Genomic DNA, 17722 nt, shown 5'->3' on the forward strand with positions numbered 1-17722 from the left:
GGGGTTGTTCAGAAAATATTACAACAGTTTCCAACGAGGGGAAGAAGAATCGATTTTCGACCGAGAGTGGGACGTGATGATTATCCTCGACGCATGCCGGTGCGACCTCATTGAGTCCGTCGAAGACGAGTACGGGTTCCTCACGGAGAATAACCGATTCCGATCTCGTGGTACACACTCGAAAGAGTGGATGCGACGGAACTTCATTTCAGAGCACCGTGACGATCTCAGAAAGCTGGCCTATGTCACGGGGAATATATGGACCGAAGAGTACGTCGATCCGAACGACCTACGCGTACTGGATGAGGTGTGGCGCTACGCCTGGAACACAGAGCACGGGACGATTCTTCCTCGGTCGATTACGGAGCGGGCAATCGCGACGCACCGAGAGCACAACCCAGAACGACTTTTAGTACACTACATGCAACCGCATGCCCCCTCAATTCCAGACCCAATCGGAGAGGGAATGAATACTCCAGAGACAGATGGCGAGTGGCGCGCTGCCCCATTCCTGCTTCAGGATGGTGAAGTGACAAGAGAACGCCTTGTGGAGTCCTACAAAGCCAACCTTCGGTGCGTTCTCGACGAAGTAGAGCTACTGTTGGAGAATGTTGACGCCGAAACAGTCGTCGTGACGGCAGATCACGGTGAGGCGTTCGGGGAGTTTGGCGTCTACGAACATCCGTTCGGGATGCCGTTCGACGTCCTTAGAACGGTACCGTGGTACGTGACTTCGGCGACAGACAAACAGACGTTCGAGCCAACTCTCGAACCGGGCCAAGAACACGGTGACACCAAAGAGAAGTTGCGGGCCCTCGGATACGCGTGAAAATCAGCGGTAATTACAGCTCTTCGATTACTCGTTCGTAATTCTCGATTACTGACTCTACTGAGAAGGCCGCTGCGCGCTCTCTCGTGACTACCTCTGGCGTAGGATTGGCCAACATATTATCGATTGCAGTGCTCAGTTGGTCGGCGTCACCGACTGGGACTAGTGACCCGTATTTTCCATCTGCTAATATCTCTGCAGGCCCACTTGGGCAGTCGGTCGAGACAACCGGCGTCCCGCAAGCTAACGCCTCTGCGATAACCATTCCAAAGCCCTCATTCAGCGATGAGAGGACGAACACGTCGGCGTTCGACATGTACTTGTACACGTTATCGACGAATCCAGCGAACTCGACGGACTCTTCGAGGCCACGCGACTTGACGAGTTGTTCGAGTGTGTCCCGTTCAGGTCCTGCACCAGTTATGACGAGTCGAGCGTCACGTTTCTCCGTGAGCCTGTCGAACGCACGTATGAGAGTTGGGAAGTCTTTTTCAGGAGCTAGCCGTCCAGCACCAAGAACCACTGGAGTCTTACTATCGAACCATGGATGTTCGAGTGGTTCTTCGGCGTCTCGGAGAAGTTGCTCTGAGACGATTGGATTGTACACTACTTCTGCGTTACCTCGATAACCAACCTCACTCCGAAGTTCATCAAGAACACCTTGACTCACGGCTACAACACAGTCCGAGAGCGGATAGAAAACCCGCGCGAGTACTTTCATTAGCGACGCCTTCCTTTCGTCAGGCATCCTCTTCATGATGCTATGCTCAGTGAGCAGGAGAGTCGGAGACGCCATGGTTGTGAGTCGCCCCCAAACAGAAACGAGATTCACGTGAGCACCGATTGAGATGACCACGTCAGGACGGTGTGTAGAGAGGTATCCCCGTAGAGGTGCAAGGCTCCGAAGAACGCGCTCTGCGCCCAGATCGACGACTGAAACCGATTCGTCAACTTCACTCAACAATTCACCCTGCTCTGAAACCAGGACTAAATCGACGTTATGGCCGGTATTTGCAAACCCGTTCGCGAGATTCAGTGCGACGCGTTCTGCGCCACCTAGTCGGAGACTATTTGCGAAGATGGCGATGTGGCGCGAGTCCATGAGCCAGGATTCCATACCGGCTTAAAAATATCTACTTGTTCTCGACGCGGTTCCAAACGAGTCACCGAACGTATAACAACCAACCGTGAATAGGGGAACCTGAATGAAGCGTGGCCAGACATCGATTGTTCACTTTGCTGGACAAATAATCCTCTCTGTCTCTGGATTTGCGGTCAACCTGTATGTCGCACGGACGCTCGGGTCGGAAGTTCTTGGCCGGTATGCACTCGTCGTTTCGGTTATCGCGTGGCTCACCATCAGCTCTGATTTGGGACTTCACCAATCAGTGAAGAAGCGATTGAGTGAACTCGATAGCCGGGCGGGAGTCTTGAATGCAAGCGCGATAGCTCAGTTTGGGCTGATTTTTATCATCGGCAGTGTCGTGTATATATTTCGAGGACAAGTTGACCGATATATCGGGGCTCCTGTCGGTGAATTCGTCGTCGCAATGTTCATCGTTAACGTCCTTTTTCGATTCGTACAATCAGTTCTCGTCGGGCAACACAAAGTCCATATCTCAGGGCTGATCCCAGCCGTCTGGTGGGGTGGAAGGGCGATATTCCAAATCGCGCTCGTCATCTTAGGATACTCTCTGCTGGGCCTTCTTTGGGGATACCTCATTTCAGGTATCATCGCAGTTGCCGTCGCTGTGTACTTCGTCTCATATCAACCAACGCTACCGAGTCGTGCTGATTTCGCTGCACTCACATCGTTTGCAAAATACTCCTGGGTCGGACCGTTAAAGAGCCGTTCGTGGCTTTCGATGGATACGATAATCCTGGGATTCTTCATCACAAAGGGATTGATCGGAGTCTACGAGATTGCATGGAACATTGCCTCCCTGTTTGCGATATTCGGTAACTCAATCAGTGTCACGCACTTCCCTGAGATTAGTTCTCTCGCAGATGAGAACGAGACGGAGAAGGTCCGCGATGCTATTTCGAATTCACTCGCGTACGCTGGCCTCTTTTTGATTCCTGGCCTCCTCGGAAGTGCACTCGTCGGTGAGCAGATTCTTTCGATATACGGAGACGAGTTCACTGTCGGCGTGGAGATACTGTTACTACTCGTTTCGGCTCGACTCGTCTATTCGTACGAACAACAACTGTCGAACGCGTTAGATGCGATGGATCACCCAGAGTCAACGTTTCGGATAAATTCGGTTTTCATCGGATTAAACCTCTTGTTGAATATCGTTCTCGTATATCTCTACGGCTGGTATGGAGCTGCTGTCGCAACAGCAACTTCTGCCACGGTGAGTCTTCTCTTCGCGTATACCGAGATCAACCGGTACTTGACGATCAACATCCCGTTCCGTGAAATCGGAAAGCAAGTAGTTGCAGCTACTTTGATGGGAGGGGTAGTCGCACTTGGAAAGGAAACTCTCGGCACCAGTCTACCGGTGGTTCTCGTTCTCGTTGCCGTGGGTAGTGGGATCTACTTTGGGTTGTTGTTCGGTATCTCTCGGCAGTTCCGGAAGACAGTTCGGGACAACCTCCCGGCATTCCTCACGTCATAACGATTTCGGGGAAACCTCAACCGGTCATTTCTTACTGTCTGCCTGACCACCGACGAGTATGCAACTGTCGGTCAGAGAATGGTTCAGCGAGATGCAAGAACGAGTTAGCGACCTTGGTTTGCGGGGTCTGCTCTACATTCCTTTCACCATCTACCTATCTCTGTGGTATGGAGTGACCTCTCGGTACGAACCGGGTGAAAATGTCTTCGAAGATGAGTGGGACTTACTCATAATCCTCGATGCGTGCCGGATAGATACACTACGTGAAGTGGCAGACGAATATGAATTCATTCGAGAAATCGACACCCGGTGGTCAGTCGGGACGCAATCAGCAGAATGGATCGCGAAGACGTTTACAAAAACCTACGAGAGAGAGATTCAGAAAACATCGTACATTACCGGGAACCCATTCTCAGATAGAGTACTCAAAGAAAAACGGTATCCGCCAGTCGTCAACAACACGATACCTTTCGATATCGCCAACTGGAACGTGGCCGAAGGCACGGACTTCAACGACCTAGACATCGTCTGGCAGGAAAGCGACGACACGTACAATGTGGTGCTTCCAGACGTTTTGACCGACAGAGTCATCAAAGCTGGACGGGAGGGAACGCAGGACAAAATAATCGTCCACTACATGCAACCCCACTTACCATACATTGGAGAAGCTATCAAAACGGGACGACCCGCAACCGAAGTTGAAGCCAAGGGGTACGAACTGATGGAGCGCGGTCAAGCGCAGAGAGAAGAGGTCTACCCACTCTATCGAGAGACACTCAGATACGTTCTTGATGACGTTGAAGAGCTCTTAGAGAACATTGACGCTGAGAAAGTGGCGATTACGGCTGACCACGGAGAAGCGTTCGGAGAAATGTCTTTGTACGGCCATCCTGAGGGTCTTCCTCTCCCCATCGTCAAGCGGGTTCCCTGGGTCGAAACCACGGCGAAAGACCTCGGAACACGAGACCCAAAAGAAACTGAAAGCCAGTCACTCGACAAGAATATCGAAAGCCAGCTTCGTGACCTAGGGTACGTCTGAGCAATTCTACTGGCTAGATTCACCCCAATCAATCGTTCCTGATCGAGTCGGGGATAGTTACGTCAGGTAGGAACGATATCAAATAAATATTTGAAGCCTGAAGTTCCGGATCGGCAGCGTTTCTATTCAGTTCTTGCTGCTCGAAGTCGTAAGCTCGTCTGAGTTGTTCTCTAACCCACCAGTCTCGACGGTCGTCGTCAATATCGAATACTGTGTGGCAGACCGCATTGTGGAAACCAGAAGGAGTGTTTACCAGCCCTCGGTCAAGTTCGAGAATCTGCTCTCGGTATGATTCTGTTGTGGAGTAATTTACTGCATCGATTATTTTCTGGTGGTTCCATACATCTAGATTGGGGAAATTCCTCTTCAAAATAGACAATCCAAACAGATTTACTGAATGATAACCGACTTCTTTCGACCGGATACTGTTGGCTGGATAGTGATGTCGCTTATATAATAAGTAACCCAGTGCAAGTTTCCAATAGGATTTTGTCTGAGAGAGTAGCCGGGTTTCAGACAATCCAGTACAGAGGTGGTGTTTTACGAGTCCATCGCGGTAAACACCCATTCGAACCGGGAGCTTCCGGACGAACTGTTCGAGCTCGTCAGCGACTGATTCGTAATGCTCAGCAAGTGGAGAAGCACTTGCTGCGAATATCAACTGGTGGTTGAACGTTCGGTCTATCCCGAGATTTTCACCAGTGACTTCAATTTTGTCCCAAAGAGCAACGCTCGGATCAAATGAGTGATGATGATAGACATCCGCCGCTATTTCGAGATACTCGTCACTCTCTAGTACCTGACCTCCACGGGCGAGTGCCAGTATCGGTGTTGCTTGGCCAAGTAGCCCATTACACAGGTCCTTTTCTGGAGTCAACCGACAGAGGAATGTCCGTCTCGACGGTCGAACCTCGTCAGACGCTAAGTAGTCGAGTGCATCGGCAGCAGCACACCGGTATCGTTCGTTTTCGGTCAATTCAAACGCACGAAGAGATGCAAGCGCCCAGTTAGCAGTCGTGCGAACACGAGTGGACTCTTCTTTATAGAGACCGTTGTGTGCTGGAGGAAACGAGCCATCAGAACGTTGCCGTTCGAGGCCTACCTCTACGGCGTCAACGAGAATATCGTAGAGAGACGCGGGCATGTGTAGAGCTACTTGGACCTCTGTGTTAACCTTTCGTCTTATACGTGCCTGGTGTTCCTGAGACATCTCTCGACGTCTACCGAAGCCGTACGGAATTTCTAACTCTACTCAGCTCTATTGAACTCCAAATACTACTCTAAGACGGCCGAGGAATCGACCAACCTCACAAGTTCAGAATGAGTCCCACACAAGATATATTACAATCTCTGAGTTACTTCCTTTAATGCAAGCAGTCGTCCTCGCCGCCGGCAAAGGAACTCGACTCCGGCCACTCACGGAAGACAAACCGAAGGGAATGGTCGAAGTCGACGGCAAGCCCATCCTCACCCACTGTTTCGACCAACTCGTCGACCTCGGTGCAGAGAAACTCGTCGTCGTCGTCGGATACAAAAAAGAGGTCATCATCGAACACTACGACGACGAATACCGCGGTGTCCCTATCACGTACTCCCACCAGCGTGAACAGAAAGGACTCGCACACGCTCTCTTGACTGTCGAAGAGCACGTCGACGAGGACTTCATGCTCATGCTCGGCGACAACATCTTCCAGGCGAACCTCGCCGACGTTGTCAAGCGCCAGCGAGAAGACCGTGCTGACGCCGCGTTCCTCGTCGAGGAAGTCGATTGGGACGAAGCGTCCCGCTACGGTGTCTGTGTGACGAACGATTACGGCGAGATTACGGAAGTCATCGAGAAACCGGAAGAGCCGCCGTCGAACTTGGTGATGACCGGCTTCTACACGTTCACCCCCGCAATCTTCCACGCGTGCCACCTCGTCCAACCATCGAACCGCGGCGAGTACGAGATTAGCGAGGCAATCGACCTGTTGATTCGCTCGGGGCGGACTATCGACGCGATTCGAATCGACGGCTGGCGGATGGACATCGGATACCCAGAAGACCGGGACGAAGCGGAGAACCGACTGCAAGATGAAACAGAAGCCACATCTGAATAGCAGCTAACCACGGCGCCTTTTTATTGGCGCGCGTCAACCGACTGCTAATGTCGGGCTCCGACCGTCCCCGTGTCTCGGTCATCATCCCAGTCTATAACGACCCCGAGGGAATCGAGGATACGCTGACTGCACTCACCAACCAGACGTATCCAGCAGACAAGCTCGAACTCCTCCCCGTCGACAACGGGTCGACAGACAACACTCGTGAGGTCATTCGCCAGTTTGCTGCTGAAAACGAAACAGTCGAACTCGTCGTCGAAGATGAGATTCAAGGCTCGTATGCCGCTCGAAACACCGGGATTGAACGAGCAACCGGTGATGTGCTCGCCTTCGTCGACGCTGATATGTACATGGACGAGACGTGGTTGGAGACAGCGGTCGAGGCCGTCGAAGACGCTCCATACGTCGGGTGCAACGTCGAACTCGTCGTTGACGGCGACGAAACGTTCGCGGCGAGATTCGACTCCCGAACGGCATTTCCCATCGAGCAGTACATCACCGAGCAGCAGTACGCACCAACCTGCTGTCTTCTCGTCCACCGGTCGGTGTTCGAAGACGTCGGACCGTTCGACGCGCTGTTAGTCTCTGGTGGCGACTCAGAGTTTGGAAACCGGGTCGCACAAGCAGGGTACGACCAGCAGTTCGCCGCCGGAGCGACGCTGTACCATCCCGTTCGAGATTCGTTCTCGTCTCTCGTCAAAAAAGAACTACGCGTCGGGCGGGGGCTGTGTCAGCGACAGGAGTTCTACCCAGAGCGCTTCGGACGGCCCGGTATCCCACCGCGCCCGAGTGGTGCAAAATCTCCCGATAAGTCCTCGAATCGAGAGCGTCCGCGAGAGCAGATTCTGTTTGCGATACTCTCGGTGGCGATGACCGGTGTTCGTGCACTCGGATACTTCCGTGAGTACGTTCGCTACGTTCGCGGAAACGCGCGGTGAGTCACCGCGTCGTTCTGACAGAACTATTCGGTCGAACTACGCGTTCGTCTTCTCTACCAAGTCCGGCGTCAACAACCCGTAGACGTAGCCAAAGCCGACAGCGGCGGTGAACACGAAGATAGCAATCAGTTGTTGAACCTTCGCCATCGACGGCTCTTTGACGAGTTTGACGAGGCGGTCGACGACGTAGACGAGCATCAAGTCCCGCAGGTAGTCGTTCTTGTCGCCCGAGGCTTCGGGATACAGCAGGTCCATCACGCGCTTGGAGTACCCCTGCCAGAACGACCGGAAGGTGAGCCAGCGGAACTTAGTACGGTACTCGAAGAGTTTGTGGTCGACGCGAGCGCGCTTGTTGTAGATAACGCGCTTACCGGTGTTGTTGTAGATGCGGATACAGACGGGTGCTTCGTGGGCCTGCACGTGTTTGTCGCCCTTGCGCCCGGTGTTCGTGTCGTAGCCACCGGCTTCGAGGAACACGTCCCGCTTGAACGAGATGTTCGAGCCGTAGGTGTTTCGGACCCGTTCCATGTGGTGTCCGAACCCGCGTTCGTCACAGCCAACGAGCCAGTAGAACTCCTCGGGGAAGAAGTCGGGCTTGCGAGCGACCCAGTCGGGGACGACAGTACCGCCGACGGCGACAGCCTCGGGGTTCTCCTCGTAGGTCTCGACCAGCGTCTCGATCCAATCTGGTCGGGCCGTCGCGTCGTCGTCGATCATCGCGACGACGTCGCCCGAAGCGAGTTCAGCACCCTTCGTACGACTGTAGGAGATACCTCGGTTTTCGTCGTTGCAGTGGAGGACGACGTTCTCTCTGTCACCGAAGTCTTCCTCGACACGCGCAAACACTTCCTCGTTCCCGTCGACGACGAGAACCACTTCGAGGGGTTCGTAGGTCTGTTCGAGCACGCTCTCGACGGCTTCGGTAAACGGTTCGTACCGTTCCATCGAGTAGGTACAGACCACGACGGAGACTTTCATCGCCCGGTGCTACCGAGGACGGCCGAATAAGCATTGTCCTTCGGCCGAATTCACCCAAATCGGTCGAAATCGCCTATCACAAGGCTTATGAAAGGCTTGACAGTTGTTGGGCACAATGAGCGACGAGCAACGAGAGTATTCGCCTTCCATAGCGGATCTCGCTCGCGACTGGTATCACATACCGGTCCTCTCGGCTATCGTCCTCGTCATGCTGTGGATACGGCTCCGCAGCTACGAGGCGTTTACCCGAGCGGGCTCGGTGTATTTCTCAGGAAACGACGCCTGGTATCACCTCCGCCAGGTAGAATACACGGTCAAGCACTGGCCTGCAACCATGCCGTTCGACCCGTGGACAGAGTTCCCATTCGGTCGAACGGCCGGTCAGTTCGGAACGATTTACGACCAACTCGTTGCGACCGCAGCACTCGTCGTCGGGCTCGGTAGCCCGTCGTCCGACTTGATCGCCAAGACGCTGTTGGTCGCCCCGCCCATCTTCGGTGCCCTGATTGCGATTCCGACGTATCTCATCGGGAAGCGTCTCGGTGGCCGACTCGCCGGTCTCTTCGGCGCAGCTATCCTGATGCTCCTCCCCGGAACGTTCCTCCAGCGCGGTCTGGTCGGATTCGCCGACCACAACATTGTCGAGCCGCTGTTCCAAGGCTTCGCCGTCCTCGCTGTCATGATTGCCCTCACGGTCGCCGAACGCGAGAAACCCGTCTGGGAACTCGTTCAAGCCCGCGACCTCGACGCCCTCCGTGAGCCACTGAAGTGGTCTGCACTCGCTGGTGTCGCAATTGCGCTGTACATGTGGTCGTGGCCGCCGGGCATCCTTCTGGTCGGTATCTTCGGTCTCTTCCTCGTCTTGAAGATGACCTCCGACTACGTTCGCGGACGCTCGCCCGAGCACGCCGCGTTCGTCGGAGCGGTGTCGATGCTCGTCACCGCGGTCCTGATGGTCGTTCCGTTCGAAGAACCGACGTTCGGTGTCACCGACTTCGGTTTCCTCCAGCCGCTTTTCTCCCTCGGTGTCGGTCTTGGTGCTGTGTTCCTCGCTGGCCTCGCCCGCTGGTGGGAGTCGAACGATATCGACGACCGCGGCTACCCGGCTGCGGTCGGTGGTATCGCAGTCGTCGGACTTGTGCTGTTCTCGGTGGTTCTTCCGGACGTATTCGGGAGAATCGCGCGGAACTTCCTCCGCACCGTTGGCTTCAGCGCCGGTGCGGCGACGCGAACCATCGGTGAGGCACAACCGTTCCTCGCCCAGAACACGCTACAGGCAGCCGGTATCTCCGCCGTCGACCGCATCATGTCGGAGTACGGCTTCACGTTCTTCACCGGTGTTGCCGCTGCCATCTGGTTCGTCGCCAAACCGCTCGTCCGCGACGGTGAGACGCGCAAGATTGGCTACGCTGCAGGTGGTCTCGCAGGCATCGGCCTCCTCTTTTTGCTCCCGGTTATCCCGGACAGCATCGGCGGCCTCGTCGGTCTCGACTCCTCGCTTATCAGCCTCGGTATCGTCAGCGCCATCATCGTCGGCGCGGTAATGCAGGCTGACTACGAGAGCGAACACCTCTTCGTCCTCGTGTGGGCGGCCATCATGACGTCGGCCGCGTTCACGCAGGTTCGTTTCAACTACTACCTCGCGGTCGTCGTCGCGGTCATGAACGCGTACCTCCTCCGCGAGGTGCTCGCCATCGACTTCGTCGGTCTCGCTGACGTCGACCGACTCGACGACGTTTCGACGGGACAGGTCGCCGCGGTCGCTATCGCGGTGCTCCTCGTCCTCACGCCAGTCCTCGTCGTCCCGGTTCAACTCGGGAACGGACAGGCGACCGACACTGCGTATCAGGCCGCCGAAACCGGTCCTGGCCCAGTCACGCAGTGGGACGGAACTCTCGGTTGGATGCAGAACAACACCCCGAAGGAAGGTGCCTTCGGCGGCGCATCGAACGAGATGGACTACTACGGGACGTACAAGTACACGAGTGACTTCGACTACCCTGAAGGCGCCTACGGCGTGATGTCGTGGTGGGACTACGGTCACTGGATTACCCTCCTCGGCGAACGGATTCCGAACGCGAACCCGTTCCAGGGTGGTGCGACGGAGGCGGCAAACTTCCTGCTCGCCCCCAACGAGGAGCAGGCGTCTGATGTCCTCTCCTCGATGGGTGACGACGGTGAAGGCGAAGAAACCCGCTACGTCATGGTCGACTGGCAGATGGCCTCGACCGAGTCGAAGTTCGGTGCACCGACTGTCTGGTACGACCAGGAGAACGTCTCCACCTCAGACTTCTACAACCGCGTCTACCGCCTGCAGGAGCAGAACGGCCAGACGCAACTCGTCTCCTCTGCGAACGTTCACGACCAGCGGTACTACGAGAGCCTCATGGTTCGGCTCTACAAGTTCCACGGGAGTGCAACGGCACCCTCGCCCATCGTCGTCGACTGGGAGGAACGCACCAGTGCCGACGGTTCGGTGACGTTCCGCACGACGCCCGCTGACGGACAAGCCGTCAAGACGTTCGACAACATGAGCGCAGCCGAAGAGTACGTCGCCAACGACCCATCCTCGCAGATTGGCGGCATCGGCTCGTTCCCCGAAGAGCGCGTCGAGGCACTCGAACACTACCGCCTCGTGAAGTCGTCGAACAGTTCGTCGCTCCGCTCTGGCTCGTACCAGAACTCGCTCGTCCGCGCACGCAGCACCTACGGCATCCAGCCACAGGCGCTGCTCGGAAACAACCCGGCGTGGGTCAAGACGTTCGAGCGCGTCCCCGGTGCGACGGTCGAAGGCAGCGGTGCCCCGGCCAACACGACGGTGACTGCTCGCGTTCAGATGCGCGACCTAACGAAGGGCACGAACTTCACCTACACCCAGCAGGCGCAGACCAACGAGAACGGTGAGTTCACGATGACGCTGCCGTACTCGACGACTGGCTACGACGACTACGGTCCCGAAAACGGCTACACGAACGTCAGCGTCCGCGCGACGGGCGACTACACCTTCGCCGGACCGACGTCGTTCGAAGGTAACAACACCATCGTCAGATATCAGGCACAGAACGTCAGTGTGGACGAGGGCCTCGTCAACGGTGCTGAAGACGGCACCGTCGAGGTGACGCTCGAACGCGCCGAGTCTGAACTCACGTTCAACGACGACGCGTCCTCGAACGAAACCGCCACGAACGAGACGGCAACTAACGAGACTGCGACCAACGAAACCGCGACGAACGACACGTCGACCAACGAGTCGGCCGCCATCGACGCGAGCGCGCTGACCGCGGTCGTCGCGTAAGTTCGCTCGACGCGATTCGCAGTCCGCAACTCGATTCGCAGTCCGCAACTCGACTCGCCGTCCGAAACGCAATTCTTCCATTTTTCGACCCGCGAGCGACAGCACTCGCTTCGGGACGCGAGCCGACGAGAAAACAGTGAAAAGAGCGCTGAGTAGCTAGATTGGGGTGAGCCCCCTTCTTCCCCTCAGACCAGCGATTCGTAGTCGATACCGTCGCGGCGGGTGACGATGCGGCGACCGTCGATGACGACGGGCTCGCGCATCTCGTCGAACTGCTCGTCGAGCGCGGCGAACTCGTCCCAGTCGGTTGCGACGAGCGCAGCGTCCGCATCGACGAGTGCGGCGGCCGCAGAGTCCGCATAGTCGATGTCGGGGAACAGCTCGCGCATGTTCTCGGTCGCGACGGGGTCGTAGCCGACGACGTCCGCGCCAGCGTCGAGCAGTGCCTCGACGAGCGGAATCGACCGCGACCCGCGAATGTCGTCGGTTCCGGGCTTGAACGAAAGGCCGAGGACGGCAACACGCTTGCCTTCGGGGTCGAACCGCTCGCGAAGGAGGTCGAGCATCCGTTCGGGTTGGCCGTCGTTGACGTCGACAGCGGCTTGGAGGAGACGCGGTTCGTAGCCGCGCCCGCGGGCAGCAGCGATGATGGCTGCGGTGTCTTTCGGGAAGCACGATCCGCCCCAACCGAGACCGGCACCGAGGAACGCCGAGCCGATACGGGAGTCGAGGCCGATAGCGTCGAGCACTTCCGCGGAGTCGACGCCGAACTCCTTGCAGATGTTCGCGAGGTCGTTCGCGAGGCTGATTTTCGCGGCGAGGAAGGCGTTGTTCGCGTACTTTATCATCTCCGCTTCGCGGATACCGGTCTTGACGACCGGCGGTTCGTCGGCGCGCTCGACCAGTGGAGCGAAGATGTCGTCGAGGAGGTCGTACGCACGGTCGGTGTGGGCACCGAGGACGATTTTGTCGGGGGCGAGGAAGTCCTCGACTGCGGTCCCTTCGCGCTGGAACTCAGGGTTCATCGCGATGTCGAACTCCTCACCGACGGTCTTGCCGGAGGCCGCCGCGATTCGCGGCCCGACCACCTCTTCGGTCGTGGTCGGAACGACCGTACTCTTCGTGACGACGAGGTGATAGTCGTCCTTGGCGGCGAGGGTCTCTCCGAGCGACGTGGACGCCGCCTTCACCGCACCGAGGTCGATGCTGCCGTCGTCGGTGGCCGGCGTCGGGAGCGCGAGGAACGTGGCATCCGTGTCGAGAATTTCTTCATAGTCGGTCGTCGCTCGAAGTCGGTCGCCGGCGTGCTCGGCGACGAGTTCGTCGAGGCCGGGTTCGTGAATCGGCGACCGGCCATCGTTGAGTGCGGCGACGATGTCCTCGTCGATGTCGACGTTGACCACGTCATGTCCCAACTCCGCGAAACAGGCCGCGATTGTGGTGCCGACGTACCCACTCCCAATGATGCTGAGCTTCATTAGGTCACCTGTCGCTTTCGAGTGGTTTCATTCTTTCCGACGGGCGCGTTCGGCGACTCGGCGTGACGCACACCGTCCGAACAGAGTGGCGAGATAGCGTGTCTAAACGTACTTTCTGAACGTACTTTCGCAGACACGAACGGTGGACTCATATCCCTCGCGGAAAAGCTTCGGAACACGAAATGACGACGGGAACCGACGAACGGTCCGCGCTCGTGCCCTGGGTAATCCTCTATCTGAAAGGTGTCTGTATGGGTACGGCCGACGCCGTTCCGGGCGTCTCCGGCGGTACAATCGCACTCATTACCGGCATCTACGAACGTCTCATCAGTGCCCTCACTGCCATCACACCGGCGCGCATCCAGCGCGTTCTCTCGGGTATCGCATCGACCCGGCGCGAGGACGCCCTGTCGGCCCTCCGCGAGATAGACGTCGGATTCCTGCTCGTCCTCGGTGCGGGTATCGCCACGGCCGTCATCACCGTGACGCGCGTTCTCGACACCGCTATCGACCAGTATCCGGTCATCACGTTCGGGTTCTTCTTCGGCCTTATCGGCGCGTCGGCCGTCGTGTTGTACGCGCAAGTCTCTCTCGACGGTCCGCGCCAACTCGCTGCGGCCGCCGCCGGGTTCCTCCTCGCATTCTTCGCGTCGGGGACTGCAGGTACCGCACTCGGACACTCGCCACCGGCGACCATGTTCGCGGGCGCAATCGCGGTGAGTGCGATGATTCTCCCCGGTATCTCGGGGTCGCTCCTCCTGTTGCTCCTCGGTCAGTACGAGTTCATGACGGGGACGCTCAAGACGTTCGTCGACGCGCTTTTGGACGTTGTGACGGGTGGCCCAGTCGCCGCACTCGTCGAACCGGGTGCCATCGTCGTCGCGTTCATCAGCGGCGCGCTCGTCGGCCTGTTCACTATCGCCCACGCCGTTCGCTGGGCGCTCGAACACTACCGGCGTGCGACCCTCGCGTTCCTCGTGAGCCTCATCGTCGGCGCACTCCGCGCACCAATCGTCAAAGCCAGCGAAAAGCTCGCTGAAGGGAATCAGCCGTGGACTGCCGAACTCATCGGTATCTTTGCCGTGACGGCGGTTATCGGAGCTGCGCTGGTCCTCCTCGTGGACCGATACACGTCGGTCATCGAGTCCTAAGTCGGGAAGAAAGCAGTCTTTTCTGAGACCGATTTACCGCCGAGCCACGCAGACGAACGTCTCGCGTCGCGTCGCCCCGTGGGTGACAGTGAATCCGGCCGCCTCGAAGGCTTCGACGGCGTCTCCGAGTCCGAATCGTTCGTCAGTCGGTGGGCCTGCCTCTCCGTCACCAGCGGCGGACCAGTCGATAGTGACGACGTGACCACCGGGCGCGACGACTCTGGCAATTTCGGCCAGCGCCTCGTCGGTGGCGAACTCGTGGTAGGTCATCGTCGAGAACGCGGCGTCGAGGTGGTCGTCGTCGAAGGGCAGCGAGGCGACGTCCGCGGTGACGAACTCCACGTTCTCCGGTGTGCCCTTGTCGCGGTAGAAGTCGTGCATCGCCTCCTGTACGTCCACGGCGTACATCGTGTCGACGGACGGCGCGACGTCGTCAGTGAAGAAACCAGTTCCACTCCCGAGGTCGGCGACGACGTCCCCCGGACGCGGGTCGAGCAGGGAGAGTAATTCTTCACGAGAGACGAACCGGTACCGACTTGGGTCGTCGAGCTTCGCCGCAGAGTCGACGTCGAAAGTGTGAAACCCCATACGAGAGGTGTGTTCGGAAGGTGCTAAGTCCCATCGGTCGGCTGAGGGTGTGTAGAAATCACGCACAAACGCGACCGAATATGCCGTCGGCGATGGGCTTTTGCGTGCCGACAGATACCATTTGAGATATGGAACCCCAACTTCGACGACCGACTCGACGCGCCTGCGAGCGCTGTGGTCGCGTGGAACGATGGGACGGCGACGCAGCGACGTGGCGTGTCGCGTCCGAAGACGGCGACAAGCAGGTCGGAAACCCCTACTGCATCCACGAGTGGGACATCAACGGCCGCTTTGCGCCCTTCGAAGAACCGGCGTAACACGACGAGACGAGTTACACAGCGATGCCGACAGCATACGTGACCGCGCCACCCGACGCGGCAGACGAACTCGCCCGAACGCTCGTCGAGGAACGACTCGCGGCGTGTGTGAACCGCGTTCCTTGCCAGTCGGTGTATCGGTGGGACGGCGAGGTCCACGACGACGACGAGGTCATCCTGCTCGCGAAGACGACCGACGACCGATACGACGAGTTCGTCTCGCGGGTGGTCGAACTCCATCCATACGACGTGCCCTGCATCGAACGCTTCGACGAATCCCACGTCCTCGACGAGTACGCGACGTGGGTCGCAACCGAAGTATCGGACCCCGAAAACTAGCCGCAGGCCGGCGGTTCCGTTGCTGTCGATTCTACGACTCCTGTAGCGACTGAAGGACCGAGAGCGTGCCGTCCATGTACGAGTCTTCGAGCACTTCGTCTGCGGCCGCTTTCGCCACGTCGTCGGCGTTCGCGACGGCGTAGGACTGCCCGGCGACGCCGAAGGTGGAGGCGTCGTTTTCGCTGTCGCCGATTGCAACGAAGTCGGCGGGGTCGTAGTCGAGGCGGTCACAGACGTGTTCGAGGCCGACCGCCTTCTCGACGCCCGGACTCTTTACGTGGTAGGCAAAGCCCGTATCGACGACTTCGAGGTCGAACTCGGCAGAGACCTCCCGAAGAAGCGCTTCGTCCGCATCGAGGCTGATGGCAATCTCCGTCTCGCGCCAGCGGTTGACAGTGTCGGCGGGACCCCAGCCGAGGTCGCCACCGCGGGCGACGAACTCGTCTGCGGCGGCCTGTGCGTCCTCGCGGTCGCCCGCGAAGGTCACGTCGCCCTCGACGAGGACGACCCCGCCATTTTCGGCGACGACCGTCTCGGGGAGTCCGAGGTAGTGACACAGAGAGACAGGGTACGGGAACGCCTTTCCGGTGGCTAAGACCACGGGCGCGTCCCACGAGGGGAGCACGTCGAAGGCGCGGGGGTCGAGATGACCGTCGGCGTCGGTGAGTGTGCCGTCGATATCGAGTACGAGCGGTGGAACCATACCACCGCTTGGGAGACAGGGGAAAAAGAGTCAGCGGTCGGAGCCGTCGATTCCGCGGAAGACCAGCGTCGAGAAGTTCGGCACGGGACGCGTCGCGGGTCGTCCCGGCCCGTCTGTCGTCCCAGCGACCGCGACGCGCCGGACGATTCCGAGGTCCGACAGTTCGTAGAGGACGCGCCGAACGGTCGTCTGCGAGAGCGACACGGACGGTTGGGCGGCGATTGCCTCGGTCGCCGCCGTGACGGACTCACACTCGTCGTCGTCGAGTTCGACGAACGCCCGAAGCACCTGTCGGCGGTTCTCGGAGAGGGCGAAGACGCGGCCGAGCGAGCACCCGTCTTCGGGGACTGCGTCGATTCCGGCAGTCACGTACTCCGGGTCGATAGTGTCTGCCTCGTCTGCCGCGGCGAGCGTCGCCGCACCGTAGAGTGCGGAGAGCGCGTCGTGTGCATCGCCGTCGGCCCAATCGGCGATAGTGTTCGTCACGTCGTGCGTGAGCGCGGTTCGCGTGATGGCGTCCGACCCGCGCTCGGCGAGAACGTCGGCGAGTGCGTGCCGCTCGTAGGCTGGAATCTCGATGTCCGCCACGTCCGCTTCCAGCGCCGGTCGTTCGTCTCGCCCGATTGCGATGACAGAGACGTGCGGTGAGGCGTCGGCAAGCGTCTCGATAGCAGTTTCCGCACTGTACGTCATCGGTTCGCCGACGTGGTCGACCGCGACGACCGCCCGATTGTCGTGCGTAAGTCGGTCCGCTAGTCGGGTGCGGAGCGACTCGACGCCCACGCCCTGCGAGGGGACGTCCTCCTCGCTGAGGTCGTCGAGGACGGCGTGGAGGAGCGTAAACTCCGTCTGGGCCGCGCGGGCGTCGACGTAGGAAAACGAGATGGTCGGTGGTTGGACCGCGCGCGTCGTCGTGTAAATCACCGACTGAGGGGACGGTATCGCCCGCGAGATGTGGTCGAACAGTGAAGTTACGAGTGCGGACTTCCCAGCGCCCTTCGGCCCGTGGACGTACGCGTGCGTCGGAAGCGACCCGTCGAAGACGGGGTCGAGATGGTCGAGAAGCATCTCGAGTGTTGGCCCGCGACCAGTCGGTTCGTCCGGGTGGACCGTCGGGTTCAATACGGTCACGTCGCGGACGATACGGCGTCTCGACTCACCTCGGTTCCGGCGTCGCGCGATTCGGTCTTCGAGTCGCATGAGGAATTGTCTCTTACGTGGCCGGTTTTCCGTGCATGGATAAAAATGAACGTACTGTCGTCTCGGGATTTTCCAGAGACCGCTGTCCTCCCGGCAGTGTCACTCTCGGCCGCCGTGAGGGAGTACTGTGAGCAACTGTGAACGCCA

Annotated in this window: 16 protein-coding genes; 9 read left to right on the forward strand and 7 right to left on the reverse strand. The window is 58.5% G+C overall.

The annotated features are described in order from the left end of the window. The first annotated feature begins 76 nt into the window (after positions 1-76). Positions 77-829: a sulfatase-like hydrolase/transferase gene (locus tag C453_RS09870; protein ID WP_160163394.1), complete on the forward strand. Its 753-nt coding sequence runs from the start codon at positions 77-79 to the stop codon at positions 827-829. A 13-nt stretch (positions 830-842) separates the two neighbouring features. Here C453_RS09870 and C453_RS09875 read toward each other — a convergent pair whose 3' ends face one another. Beyond that, positions 843-1931: a glycosyltransferase gene (locus C453_RS09875; RefSeq protein WP_160163395.1), complete on the reverse strand. Its 1089-nt coding sequence runs from the start codon at positions 1929-1931 to the stop codon at positions 843-845. Positions 1932-2034: 103 nt separating this feature from the next. Between C453_RS09875 and C453_RS09880 the strand changes: the two genes are divergently transcribed. After that, complete coding sequence (locus C453_RS09880; RefSeq protein ID WP_008324260.1) at positions 2035-3450, forward strand: lipopolysaccharide biosynthesis protein; 1416 nt, start codon at positions 2035-2037, stop codon at positions 3448-3450. A gap of 58 nt (positions 3451-3508) precedes the next feature. Further along, complete coding sequence (locus tag C453_RS09885) at positions 3509-4489, forward strand: alkaline phosphatase family protein (RefSeq protein WP_008324261.1); 981 nt, start codon at positions 3509-3511, stop codon at positions 4487-4489. Positions 4490-4517: 28 nt separating this feature from the next. On the opposite strand, the gene C453_RS19955 is transcribed toward C453_RS09885, so the two are convergent. Next, positions 4518-5633 carry a hypothetical protein gene (locus C453_RS19955; protein ID WP_152418032.1) on the reverse strand — a complete coding sequence of 372 codons (1116 nt, stop codon included), beginning with the start codon at positions 5631-5633 and terminating at the stop codon, positions 4518-4520. Between the two features lie 223 nt (positions 5634-5856). Between C453_RS19955 and aglF the strand changes: the two genes are divergently transcribed. Beyond that, positions 5857-6588, forward strand: a complete 732-nt coding sequence (gene aglF / locus C453_RS09890) for a UTP--glucose-1-phosphate uridylyltransferase AglF (RefSeq protein WP_008324262.1) — start codon at positions 5857-5859, stop codon at positions 6586-6588. Positions 6589-6635: 47 nt separating this feature from the next. Beyond that, positions 6636-7526, forward strand: coding sequence for a glycosyltransferase (locus C453_RS09895; RefSeq protein WP_008324263.1), 891 nt, complete (start codon positions 6636-6638; stop codon positions 7524-7526). Positions 7527-7562: 36 nt separating this feature from the next. Here the strand turns inward: C453_RS09895 and aglG are convergent, their stop codons facing one another. Further along, the gene (aglG, locus tag C453_RS09900) at positions 7563-8504 is read right to left on the reverse strand and encodes a glucosyl-dolichyl phosphate glucuronosyltransferase (protein ID WP_008324264.1); all 942 of its coding nucleotides are present in this window, start codon (positions 8502-8504) and stop codon (positions 7563-7565) included. A gap of 115 nt (positions 8505-8619) precedes the next feature. Between aglG and C453_RS09905 the strand changes: the two genes are divergently transcribed. Further along, positions 8620-11799, forward strand: a complete 3180-nt coding sequence (locus C453_RS09905) for an oligosaccharyl transferase, archaeosortase A system-associated (protein WP_008324265.1) — start codon at positions 8620-8622, stop codon at positions 11797-11799. Between the two features lie 185 nt (positions 11800-11984). On the opposite strand, the gene aglM is transcribed toward C453_RS09905, so the two are convergent. Continuing rightward, positions 11985-13277 (reverse strand): UDP-glucose 6-dehydrogenase AglM, encoded by a 1293-nt coding sequence (gene aglM / locus C453_RS09910; RefSeq protein WP_008324266.1) that lies wholly within the window; start codon positions 13275-13277, stop codon positions 11985-11987. Between the two features lie 182 nt (positions 13278-13459). On the opposite strand from aglM, the gene C453_RS09915 reads away from it, so the two are divergent. Further along, positions 13460-14428, forward strand: a complete 969-nt coding sequence (locus C453_RS09915) for a DUF368 domain-containing protein (RefSeq protein WP_008324267.1) — start codon at positions 13460-13462, stop codon at positions 14426-14428. A 33-nt stretch (positions 14429-14461) separates the two neighbouring features. On the opposite strand, the gene C453_RS09920 is transcribed toward C453_RS09915, so the two are convergent. Continuing rightward, on the reverse strand, positions 14462-15016 hold the full coding sequence (locus C453_RS09920; protein ID WP_008324268.1) for a class I SAM-dependent methyltransferase: 555 nt from the start codon (positions 15014-15016) through the stop codon (positions 14462-14464). Between the two features lie 128 nt (positions 15017-15144). On the opposite strand from C453_RS09920, the gene C453_RS09925 reads away from it, so the two are divergent. Both C453_RS09925 and cutA read left to right on the forward strand, forming a co-directional pair. After that, on the forward strand, positions 15145-15333 hold the full coding sequence (locus C453_RS09925; RefSeq protein ID WP_007540262.1) for an HEWD family protein: 189 nt from the start codon (positions 15145-15147) through the stop codon (positions 15331-15333). Between the two features lie 24 nt (positions 15334-15357). Further along, positions 15358-15672, forward strand: coding sequence for a divalent-cation tolerance protein CutA (gene cutA / locus C453_RS09930; protein WP_008324269.1), 315 nt, complete (start codon positions 15358-15360; stop codon positions 15670-15672). Between the two features lie 31 nt (positions 15673-15703). Here cutA and C453_RS09935 read toward each other — a convergent pair whose 3' ends face one another. Both C453_RS09935 and C453_RS09940 read right to left on the reverse strand, forming a co-directional pair. Next, on the reverse strand, positions 15704-16375 hold the full coding sequence (locus tag C453_RS09935; RefSeq protein ID WP_008324270.1) for an HAD-IIB family hydrolase: 672 nt from the start codon (positions 16373-16375) through the stop codon (positions 15704-15706). Between the two features lie 30 nt (positions 16376-16405). Next, positions 16406-17575: a Cdc6/Cdc18 family protein gene (locus C453_RS09940; RefSeq protein WP_008324271.1), complete on the reverse strand. Its 1170-nt coding sequence runs from the start codon at positions 17573-17575 to the stop codon at positions 16406-16408. Between the last annotated feature and the right edge of the window lie 147 nt (positions 17576-17722).

It is taken from the genome of Haloferax elongans ATCC BAA-1513 (genome assembly GCF_000336755.1).
Classification (GTDB): domain Archaea; phylum Halobacteriota; class Halobacteria; order Halobacteriales; family Haloferacaceae; genus Haloferax; species Haloferax elongans.

Excerpts from the sequence above, each read along its gene's own strand:
- C453_RS09870 (WP_160163394.1), top strand. The coding sequence starts at position 77 with ATGATTATCCTCGACGCATGCCGGTGCGACCTCATTGAGTCCGTCGAA.
- C453_RS09875 (WP_160163395.1), bottom strand. The coding sequence starts at position 1,931 with ATGGACTCGCGCCACATCGCCATCTTCGCAAATAGTCTCCGACTAGGT.
- C453_RS09880 (WP_008324260.1), top strand. The coding sequence starts at position 2,035 with ATGAAGCGTGGCCAGACATCGATTGTTCACTTTGCTGGACAAATAATC.
- C453_RS09885 (WP_008324261.1), top strand. The coding sequence starts at position 3,509 with ATGCAACTGTCGGTCAGAGAATGGTTCAGCGAGATGCAAGAACGAGTT.
- C453_RS19955 (WP_152418032.1), bottom strand. The coding sequence starts at position 5,633 with ATGCCCGCGTCTCTCTACGATATTCTCGTTGACGCCGTAGAGGTAGGC.
- aglF (WP_008324262.1), top strand. The coding sequence starts at position 5,857 with ATGCAAGCAGTCGTCCTCGCCGCCGGCAAAGGAACTCGACTCCGGCCA.
- C453_RS09895 (WP_008324263.1), top strand. The coding sequence starts at position 6,636 with ATGTCGGGCTCCGACCGTCCCCGTGTCTCGGTCATCATCCCAGTCTAT.
- aglG (WP_008324264.1), bottom strand. The coding sequence starts at position 8,504 with ATGAAAGTCTCCGTCGTGGTCTGTACCTACTCGATGGAACGGTACGAA.
- C453_RS09905 (WP_008324265.1), top strand. The coding sequence starts at position 8,620 with ATGAGCGACGAGCAACGAGAGTATTCGCCTTCCATAGCGGATCTCGCT.
- aglM (WP_008324266.1), bottom strand. The coding sequence starts at position 13,277 with ATGAAGCTCAGCATCATTGGGAGTGGGTACGTCGGCACCACAATCGCG.
- C453_RS09915 (WP_008324267.1), top strand. The coding sequence starts at position 13,460 with ATGACGACGGGAACCGACGAACGGTCCGCGCTCGTGCCCTGGGTAATC.
- C453_RS09920 (WP_008324268.1), bottom strand. The coding sequence starts at position 15,016 with ATGGGGTTTCACACTTTCGACGTCGACTCTGCGGCGAAGCTCGACGAC.
- C453_RS09925 (WP_007540262.1), top strand. The coding sequence starts at position 15,145 with ATGGAACCCCAACTTCGACGACCGACTCGACGCGCCTGCGAGCGCTGT.
- cutA (WP_008324269.1), top strand. The coding sequence starts at position 15,358 with ATGCCGACAGCATACGTGACCGCGCCACCCGACGCGGCAGACGAACTC.
- C453_RS09935 (WP_008324270.1), bottom strand. The coding sequence starts at position 16,375 with ATGGTTCCACCGCTCGTACTCGATATCGACGGCACACTCACCGACGCC.
- C453_RS09940 (WP_008324271.1), bottom strand. The coding sequence starts at position 17,575 with ATGCGACTCGAAGACCGAATCGCGCGACGCCGGAACCGAGGTGAGTCG.